At 55.2% G+C, this 9367-nt stretch carries 7 protein-coding genes and 2 pseudogenes; 6 read left to right on the forward strand and 3 right to left on the reverse strand.

Features of this window, described 5'->3' with window-relative positions; all coding sequences use genetic code 11:
- A pseudogene (locus tag QDY28_RS30240) lies at positions 1-160 on the reverse strand (IS630 family transposase); the annotation flags it as partial.
- Between the two features lie 1086 nt (positions 161-1246).
- Here QDY28_RS30240 and QDY28_RS30245 point away from each other — a divergent pair.
- The 4 genes from QDY28_RS30245 (at position 1247) to QDY28_RS30260 (ending at position 4919) form a co-directional block, all read left to right on the forward strand.
- Positions 1247-1432 (forward strand): hypothetical protein, encoded by a 186-nt coding sequence (locus QDY28_RS30245; protein WP_172831088.1) that lies wholly within the window; start codon positions 1247-1249, stop codon positions 1430-1432.
- 418 nt (positions 1433-1850) lie between these two features.
- Positions 1851-2963 (forward strand): pyridoxal phosphate-dependent aminotransferase, encoded by a 1113-nt coding sequence (locus tag QDY28_RS30250; RefSeq protein WP_065091951.1) that lies wholly within the window; start codon positions 1851-1853, stop codon positions 2961-2963.
- A 212-nt stretch (positions 2964-3175) separates the two neighbouring features.
- A complete protein-coding gene (locus QDY28_RS30255; protein WP_004120058.1) occupies positions 3176-4204 on the forward strand; it encodes an LLM class flavin-dependent oxidoreductase in 1029 nt (342 codons plus the stop codon).
- A gap of 169 nt (positions 4205-4373) precedes the next feature.
- On the forward strand, positions 4374-4919 hold the full coding sequence (locus tag QDY28_RS30260; RefSeq protein WP_065091952.1) for a DUF4168 domain-containing protein: 546 nt from the start codon (positions 4374-4376) through the stop codon (positions 4917-4919).
- Positions 4920-5454: 535 nt separating this feature from the next.
- Here the strand turns inward: QDY28_RS30260 and QDY28_RS30265 are convergent.
- The gene (locus QDY28_RS30265) at positions 5455-6429 is read right to left on the reverse strand and encodes a LysR family transcriptional regulator (RefSeq protein ID WP_065091953.1); all 975 of its coding nucleotides are present in this window, start codon (positions 6427-6429) and stop codon (positions 5455-5457) included.
- Between the two features lie 495 nt (positions 6430-6924).
- On the opposite strand from QDY28_RS30265, the pseudogene QDY28_RS30270 reads away from it, so the two are divergent.
- Positions 6925-7138: pseudogene (locus QDY28_RS30270) on the forward strand (hypothetical protein).
- Positions 7139-7271: 133 nt separating this feature from the next.
- On the opposite strand, the gene QDY28_RS30275 reads toward QDY28_RS30270, so the two are convergent.
- The gene (locus QDY28_RS30275) at positions 7272-7886 is read right to left on the reverse strand and encodes a sterol desaturase family protein (RefSeq protein ID WP_280950733.1); all 615 of its coding nucleotides are present in this window, start codon (positions 7884-7886) and stop codon (positions 7272-7274) included.
- 387 nt (positions 7887-8273) lie between these two features.
- Here QDY28_RS30275 and QDY28_RS30285 point away from each other — a divergent pair.
- A protein-coding gene (locus QDY28_RS30285; protein WP_425516157.1) for an IS630 family transposase occupies positions 8274-9367 on the forward strand; the annotation gives its coding sequence in 2 pieces (ribosomal slippage) (positions 8274-8730 and positions 8730-9367; 1095 coding nt annotated over the 2 pieces). This gene is flagged as partial in the annotation.

Here is a 9367-nt window from a genome sequence, read left to right on the forward strand (position 1 = left end):
TGACATTGCCGAGACGGGCGGCATCGGAACGCGAGCCTCCGTCATAGATCGACGCGAGCGCCAACAAACGTCGTGCCTGGGCGGCGTCCTTCGTCTGCCGCGCCAGCCGCCGCAGACCTTCTCCGTCAAAATCCTCACGCAATGAAATCCCTGATCGCATCGCAGACCTCCGGTTTGCTCCAGAGATTCAGATTCACCGCGTTTTGGGAAGGCCAAAGAGTCAAGTTAAACGGGACGCGGTATCAGTAAGAATAGGTATGCCTGCTGCGTCAGCATACTTGGCATAAAACGGATCCAGGCCGAGTGAAATCGGTGGGCTGCGAACCATGAAAGTATCGAAATTGGATATATCAGCCATCGACAATGGCGACGCAGATAAACCATCCTCAGCGCCGCCAAGTCCCCTGCGTATGCAGCAAGAAGGTATCCACCGACAAGGACCATCGCCATCGAGCATCCATGAATCATCATGACCTTTCCTTAGTGCACTGTCTTCCTGAGACGACGCAACAACCGTGCCAATCACCAAGCAAAGAACCGACGGTTATGTTTGTCGGCCCTGTCGCGCTAAGCATTTGCGGCTACGTCTCTATCCGAAGGAAAGGCGGATCAGGAGCTGCAGCTGGAGGCAACATGCTTCTCGACGCTGGGAGGTTGCTCGCAGCGGCGCTTGCATCAAAATATGTCATTTGCCCGCGAGCCAGGCTCGCATTAAGCCCGCGCTATAGTCCCGCAGCTTCCTCGAACACCCAGTCCCGCCGGTCGGTCTTCTCGCCAATGCCGGCGAGGGTGCCGACAGCACGAGCGGAGCCGGCGATCGCCGCCAAATTCGACGATAACCTAATCCTCCAATGAAAATCGCGAGATAGTGCCCGCATCAGACTCAAGGGAGAGCCTGTACTTCCGATCGCGTTGGAATGACGGCCTGAACATCGCCTGCAGCAAATCGTGCCGAGACGATGATTAGGACATTGCAATGTCGATGCGGCGGTGAGTCGAGGAGCCCGCGAGAGCCATGGCCGGCAGTCTATTGCGCTGCCACGAGCGACGCCGCCGCGGGCACGAACCGACGACACCTGCCCTGGTCGATTTTCACCGCTGTGATGCGAAGCTTGCCGCAACCATCCGACATTTGGATGAGTCCTATTAAATCAATCGATTATCCCGATGGGCCGATCAAGCGTAAATAGGCGGTGAAGTGCTCCACCGACGGTGGGGTCGGCGATGCTAATCAGTGGTGGTTCACATGACGATAAGCCTCCTCGGCAGGGATGTCGACGATGTCCCCATTGATCCCACTGGCGACGGCCGGCTCATCAGTGGCGAAGGTATTGGGCAGATCAGAATACCCAATCCGCCGACGGACGGTATCGATCTCGCTCGCATGGTCGTGTTTGAGGTCTCGATCCAGTCCGTAGCTCTCGGCTTGTAATTTCATGCTCCAGGAGGCCCTCATGAAGATTTCCGTGGTGATCGTCCAAGCGAGCTGCACGTTTCTGCCGGTCTCGACGCGGTCGGTCGCGATTGCGATCCCGTCAGCTGCCTTCGGAGTTTTGCCGAGACTACCACTTTAGGGGATGGGCCGGGTGAGAGCCGCATTCGAAAACGGCGGGGGCAAGCTGGCGGCATTGGCCGCCAAATCACATCGTGAGAGGCGGCTGGTCCAAAGGCGCCGCTCTAATTTCAAAGGCTTGAGCAAATTGCGGTTTTAGAGGGTTAGCGTTGCGTGGCGATCTGCGGACAGGATGATCGTTGCTGCCGTCGTCGAAGCGGAACGAAGATACATGGGCTTCAGCTAGGACTGCCGATCACATGCTAGCGGGTTCGACTAACTGATACGGAGAAAAGATATGTCTGATGCAAAACTGCAAAGTGTGCTTTCGGCTCTTTCGCAGACGGTGAGACAGCTCGACGCTATTCCGGCTAAACAGCCGGGTCCTGAAGCCAATTGCGCTAAGCTGGACACGAATGAGAATCCATTTCCGTTGCCAATGCTGGTGATGCGAAGCGCGATTGCCGCCCTCAAACGGCATTACCTTTATCCGGAGGATGATAATCGCTGCTTGCGGGAAGCGGCCGCCAATGCGTATGGCCTCTCCCGCGATCAGGTGATCGCCGGCAATGGATCGTCTGAACTGCTGGGGCTAATCTACAGGGCTTTCCTTGCTCCGGGTGATAGCGTGGCGATGATGTCGCCAGGTTTTTCGTTCAACCGCAAACTAGCCTTGTTGCAGGGTGCTCAATTTCTCGAAATCGAATGGAGCAAAGCTTATTCGTTGCCGATAGAGCAATTGCTTCTCGGTCCCGCAAAAGAGGCAAAGTTCATCCTGCTGGCCAATCCGAATAACCCGAGCGGAACCTTTGTTCCAATAGCCGAGATCGACAGGCTCGCTGCGCAATCCGACCGTTTGATAGTGTTGGATGAGGCGTATGTCGATTTTGCGCCCGACGATGCTCTACGACTTATCAATCGCCATTCGAACCTGCTGGTCTTAAGAACATTTTCTAAAAGCTACGCCGCCGCCGGTATTCGCATTGGTTTCGGCTTCGGTCATCCTGAACTTATCGGAAGGCTGCGTAACAGCCAAAATCTCTTCAATATGAATCTTATTGCCCACGCGGTCGGCACCAGCATCCTCTCGCACCGCGCCGCCTACGCCGAGAACCACAAACATATCAAAGATGAAAGACACCGAACCACGGCCGCACTCTCTAAACTCGGATTTTCGGTGACCCCGTCTCATGCAAATTTCTTGCTTGCTCGCGCACCACCTGGGCAAAACGGCACGTGGTGGCAAGCATCGTTGAGAAGACGAAAGATACTTGTTGCCGTCTTTCCCGATGACGGCCTGGAAAATCATATTCGCGTAAGCGTCGGTTCAAAAACCCAAATGGATGCATTCCTATCAGCCGCCGCTGACATTTCTAAAAGCCTGAAGATGCAGCCGGTCACGCACGGCTAATCTTTGTTTTTGCCGACACCACAGAAACAGCCAAGTCGATTTGGCCGGGATACCCAGATCTCCGCACCAAATGAGGTCGACACAACCGGTGTCGGCGATTGCACTGACCCTGGTGCCTTTTGATGCCTCGTCGTGGAGAACCACGGCCGGAGCATAGACCGCCTCTTCATCGCTTGAATCGACATCTTTCATCTAACATTGGAGACAATCGAATGGGAAATGCCATTCCTTCTAATCTGACCTTCGGCATCTTCGATCATCTGGACGACAACGGCTGCGACATAGCCCAGCAGTACTCAGATCGCCTGAGGTTAGCCGAGGCGTGCGACGGCCTTGGTTTTTACGCTTATCACCTTGCTGAGCACCACTGTACTCCACATGGGAGAGGGCCATCGCCAAATCTGTTTTTATCGAGCGTCGCGCAGCGTACGCGTTGGATTCGTATCGGGCCACTTGTCATGCTGCTGCCCCTTTATCACCCGCTGCGTGCTTTTGAAGAAATCTGTATGCTGGACCAATTGAGCGGCGGCAGAGTTGAGGTCGGGATTGGACGCGGTTCTCTCCCGATCGAATTAAGTTATTTCGGGATGTGTGCGGACGCGGCACCAGGCTGCTATGCGGAAGCCAGTGAAATTCTTCTTAATGCGATGAGAGGCGGCACGTTGTCCCATAAGGGCCAGCATTTTGAGCTGAGCAACATACCTTTGACACTAAAACCTCATCAAAGCCCGCATCCACCGATGTGGATTGCCACAGGTAGACCCGAATCGGCCCGCTGGGCCGCTGCGAACGGCGCAAACATCGCGTGCCTGGGACCGTCCTCTTCTGTCCGCAAAATTACTGACGCCTTCCGCGCCCATCGAAAAGAGAACACGGGCGAAGATGATCAATCCTCGTTTCGTGGCTTGCTTCGCATGATCGTGATTGGGCGTTCTGACCGCGAAGCCTGGGTGCTCGCAGCGCCGGCTTACGAACACTGGCTCGCCAGCTTTGAATTCCTTTACGAGCTAAATGACCTGCAGACTCCACCAAACCTGCCGCTGACTTTCGACGAGGCGGTTGAGAACGAGTTATGCATCGCAGGGTCGGCGGCGTCGGTGAGACAAACATTACTTAGCCAGGTAGAAGAGGCAGGCGCCAACTATCTTCTGTGTCAACTTGCATTTGGGACCCTGCCGCTGGATGCTTCCCTTTACACAGCAGCCACTATTCAATCCGAATTTATGGCTCGTCTTAACTGATGCGCCATAATTTGGAGCCCCAACAACTTTTCCTGCGCCGTGCTGGCCGTCCAGTTGGATGCTAAACGTCAAGCTCCTCGCCGTCGCATCCGGTTCATATGCTCCTGATGATGGCAAAGTTCTCGGCAGCGCCCCGTTCATGGTATCATGATCGCCTCGCTATCGTCCTATGGCAAGCATTGAAGGCCACATTGTCGCCGAATCCTCGTCGACCGAAGCCGGCTATATCACCGCTTTTGGCTTTACGCTGGGAAAGAAGCCTTGTCCCCCGCACTATATGAGAGGAATTAAAATGATCGATCGTTACATCTCTGCCGCATCGTTGACCGCTGCAGTTTTGGGCTTGATGTTTCTCAGCAATCCTGCGCCGGCGCAGCAAGCGGCGCAAGAGACGCAACCCGCCCAAGGGCAACCAGATGGCAATGGTGCGGCTGCGGCCATCAGTGACCAGAAGATCGAAGCTTTTGCCGTCGCCTATCTCCAGGTGGACAAGATTAGGCAGGAGTACGCGGCCAAGATCAAGGCGGCGCCGGATGAGACAGCGAAGCAAGAGCTACGGAGCGAGGCAAGAAAACAGATGATACAGGCCGTTCAGACCTCTCCCAATATTTCAGTGGACGAATACAACGAAATTCTGGCCGCTGCACAGAAGGATCCTGTTCTCGTGAAGAAACTTGACGACAAACTGCAGAAATCCGCGCCCGCAAAGCAGTGAGCAACCCCACGATCACCGATCAATTTGATCACCCGCCATCGCCGCGCCGAGTCCTACAATCTTGGCACGGCGTTGACCGGGGGTTCTTCATGACCATGTCCGCGACATTGATCCAACTGGGCAGTGAGCACGTCGACAAGATACCCTGCGGCAATTGTCCGGCAGCCCAGCAGTCACATACGAGCGATGGACGCAATCATCTACTCTTCGGCGGGGCGCGTGCATTATCCGGATCTGCCGATGGCTCAAAGTGCCACTGTCCAACAAGATCACCCAAGTGGCCCTCACGGCGTAGTCGCATCTCCGACATCGTTGAGCGGCAGACAGACCGGCAAAACGTGAGGTCATGGATGAGCGATGTTCGCGATCGGCTACCCTAAACTAGCGTCCCCGGTGTTAAGCTAATCCCACTATCGTCAAAGCGGTCGGCGAGCGGGCGCGGGAACGTATAAGCTTGCCGGCAGCATTAACGCGCGGCGCCCGAAACGGCGCTATGGCAGCCATATAATAGTCATGGCCCGATGAAGTTTTCGGATCACATGTGCGCAGGACAACATTCGTGCTGGTTTGAGTTGCTGAGCGGCGCGGTCGTGGCAATCGGCGAAACCATGCGGGACGCCTCCTCAAACAGCATTTCGCGCATCCAGACGCTTCCCGGATCACTATTGTGAAGTTCATGCCATTGAACGGCTTCGGTGAACGGAAGGTGTCGTGGCAGCGGAAGCTCGACGATGCGCAGCGGCATTGTTCTTGCGAAGTGCTGCGCCAGCCGTAAGGGCATGGTTCCTATGCGCTCATTGCCCGAAACCATGGACGGAATCATACTGAAGCCATGTACGACGACGTCGATCCGTCTCTCGCGACCGTGCTCGAGGAGGCACGAATCCTCGAGTCCCGGCCTCCGCGTATAGAATTTGGCCACAACGTGCCCCATCGACATGTATCTCTCGAACGTAAACGGCTCTTCCAGTTGCTTGTTCGAGGTGCAGCCTACGCACACGTGGACATCATCGAACAGTCTCGCTTGGGGATGGGCGTTTGATAAGAATATTTCCGGCAGAATGAAAAAATCAACGTCGCCGCGCCGAAGAAGGTCTTCATTATCATCGCCGGGGGGAAGAAATTCGAAGCTGATGCCGGGAGCTTCTCGCGCGACACGCTCCGCAATCCTTTCGAAAAACACGAGTGTAACGTAATCGGAAAGCACAATTTTGAAGCGGCGATCCGACCTAGCCGGGTCAAACGGCTCCCTCGAAATAATGGAGAGCTGAATCTGCAGCAGAGCCTCGCGCACCGCCGGCGCGATACCTTCAGCCCGCCGGGTGGGGATAAATTCGCGGCCGGCCATCGTAAACAGCTCATCTTGGAAATAGGTGCGCAACCGTGCGACCGCCGCGCTCATGGCTGGCTGGCTCAGGTTGATGCTGCGCGCCGCCGCCGTCAGATTGCGTTCGCTCATCAGGGCGTCGAGCGCGACTAGGAGATTTAGGTCAAGACCATTGAACCGCATAACTTATCTATCCACAGCGTGTATGTACGCCCTACAAACCTATCAGTACTCCTCATTAGTAATACAAATTGACGTTTTCACAGCGCAAAGACGCTCTGTGAAAACTTTCTTCGCAAATCGCATAGTGGGCGGAAAATTGAATATCGCGCAGTCCGACAGCGGGCCCATTTGGTGGGAAAGAAAGAGCGATCCGCACAGCATCCTGGTGAACTTCAGCGAGTGAACGGCAGGCCTTTTGTCATCGCTATATCGGTAGTCGATCTGTTCGGAGGGCAATCCCCTTCGGCGCCCGGAAAGACCTTTCCATGCGTAACAATGGTTTCACGTCCTCTGCGAATTTCTATTGGCGTGATATTTGCCAGAGATCAATTCGGTTCATCCCAGCGGTCGAGCGCCTTCTGATCCGGATCCCGATTGAGCGGGAGTTTATGATGCGGCGAAGAGGCTCAATACTAATTTGAAGGAACGTTTCAAAACACGCAGACGGCACTTGCCGTGCTCTGGATTGTTGCCGCGCGGCTATTCACTGAACATGGCACTGTGAAACTATTTGGCTTCCCCTCAGGCGGCGAGGCACCGGCAGGACAGTTGGTTTTCGCCAATGCTGCCCGCAGGCGGCGGCGATGGCTTAATCCTGTTTTGCTTCGTCGTCCTGTATCTGGTCTTGGCCGGGCCGGGGAGCTTTGATGCTAAGATGAAACGGATCTGAGCCGACCCTCGTGCTCAACTTGCCTGATAGGATCATCACCGAACGGTGGGCCGCAGCCTTGCAGATCTTCTCGCTAAGCAGCCTCCTGATCAAGGCCGCCACCAAGTTTAGATCAGACCCAACTCTTTGAACTTCAAGCTGCGGAACTGATATCCGAACGAACAGGTCCATCTCTTTCCGCCGCGTTCAATCCGCCAGCCTCAACTCCCCGCATACCATTTCCGACCTTGGTTCTGATCCAACGTCGCTTATCAAACGGAAACATAAAATAGTCACGTACGGTGAGTGGTTCGGACTGATCTCGGAGACCAACTTGCGGCCACTCGTCCTTTTTCGGCCAATATGCCGTGCGGAAAATCGTGTCCCATACCGTCGTAAAGAACCCATAGTTTCGATGCCGATGATGCGGTTCCATCGAGTGGTGAATGCGGTGGAATTTGTTGTCGCCGATAATGTATCGGAGCGGCCCAAGGTTGACTCGTGTGCTAGAGTGAGAAAGGTGGGCCTGAAAGGTAATTAGGGTCATGGCAACGACGGGCACGACGCCTGATTCGAAGTTAACCAGCGTAAGTGGTAGCGTGACAAACAATGCGTATACAAATGGCTCGGTAAAATGATGATTGCAATTCCAGGCCGTCAGTTCACGAATTGAGTGATGAGTGGCATGCAGGCGCCAAAGGAACGGAACGGCGTGTTGGGCGCGATGCATCCAATAATAGAAGAAGTCACCGGCTATCGCGACGAGCACACCTGAAAGGACGGCGAGCCCCGTGTTGATGAGCGGATTGCTAGTACCGTTCCGCAGAGATTCTGACGGGTTGAGCTATCGCAAGATTGGCAGCGCTTCGGGTTGTACGAGCAATTGAATGCTTCGCGCTACTCCAGGCTGGCGTTGAATGAGACCGGCCTTTTCCAGGGTTATCACCATCTGGTGTACAGACGGTGCGGTCACCTCAAAGTGGCGACGCATGTCCGCTTCTGCCGGGGAGCGTTTGAAGATCCTGGTGTAGGCATAAATGAAGGCCAGGTATTGGCCCTGCAGCTGCGTGAACTGTGGCGCTCCGGCAGGAGGCTCTTTGCCAAACGTTTGATTCATTTGAGTTTAACCTGTGTTTCATCGCATCAGGAGGCTCAAATGAATATAAGATATCATGTGGAACTCAACCAGCTTGAACGTGAGCAACTGAACGCTCTTTTGAGCGGTGGCCGTCACTCGGCGCGCAGGCTCAAGCGTGCACAAATCCTGTTGGCGGCGAATGAGGGTGTGAGCGACGAGGTCATCGCTGCGACTTTGAATGTCAGCGGATCGACCATCTATCGCACCAAGCGCCGCCTGGTAGAGGCCAATCTCGAAGGCGCGTTGAGTGAGGAGCCACGGCCCGGCGTTGCCCGCAAACTATCAGCCAAGGAGGAAGCACTGCTGGTGGCGACGGCTTGCTCAACTCCGCCGCCYGGCCGGGCACGTTGGACGCTTGAGCTTCTGGCTGACGAGATGATCAAGCTGACCGATCACGCGCAGATCTCCTGCGAGACCGTGCGCCGAAGGCTTGGTGAAAATCATCTCAAGCCATGGCGAAAAGACATGTGGTGCATTCCCAAGTCGACGGGGAATATGTCGCCCGAATGGAAGACGTCCTGGACCTGTATGCCGAAGCCCCAGACCCGCAAAGGCCGGTTGTCTGCTTTGACGAAAGCCCGGTCCAACTGATTGGCGAGGTGCGGGACCCCATTTCTGCAAAGCCGATGCAGCCCTTGCGCTACGATTGTGAATATCGCCGCAATGGCACCGTCAATCTTTTCGTTTTCTTGGACGCGCATCAGCCATGGCGGCGGGTGAAGGTCACCGATCGGCGCACCAACAAGGACTTCGCCGAGTGCATGCGCGAACTGGTCGACATTGACTATGCTGACGCAAAGACCATTCGTGTTGTTATGGACAATCTCTCTACCCATTCACCCGGCGCGCTATACGACGCGTTTCCTGCCGCCGAAGCCCGTCGTGTGCTCAAGCGGCTTGAATTCCACCACACGCCGAAACACGCAAGTTGGCTGAATATGGTCGAGATCGAGATTGGCGTTTTGAAAAGCCAATGCCTCGACCGCAGGATCGACGACAAACACAGGATGATTGCAGAGATCAATGCTTGGCAGCAGCAGAGAAACGCGCAAAGGGCACAAATCCAATGGATGTTCACCACCGAAAAAGCCCGTGAAAAACTCCACAAGGCC

The sequence above is a fragment of the Rhizobium sp. BR 362 genome (assembly GCF_036528765.1).
In the GTDB taxonomy this organism is placed as follows: Bacteria; Pseudomonadota; Alphaproteobacteria; order Rhizobiales; family Rhizobiaceae; genus Rhizobium.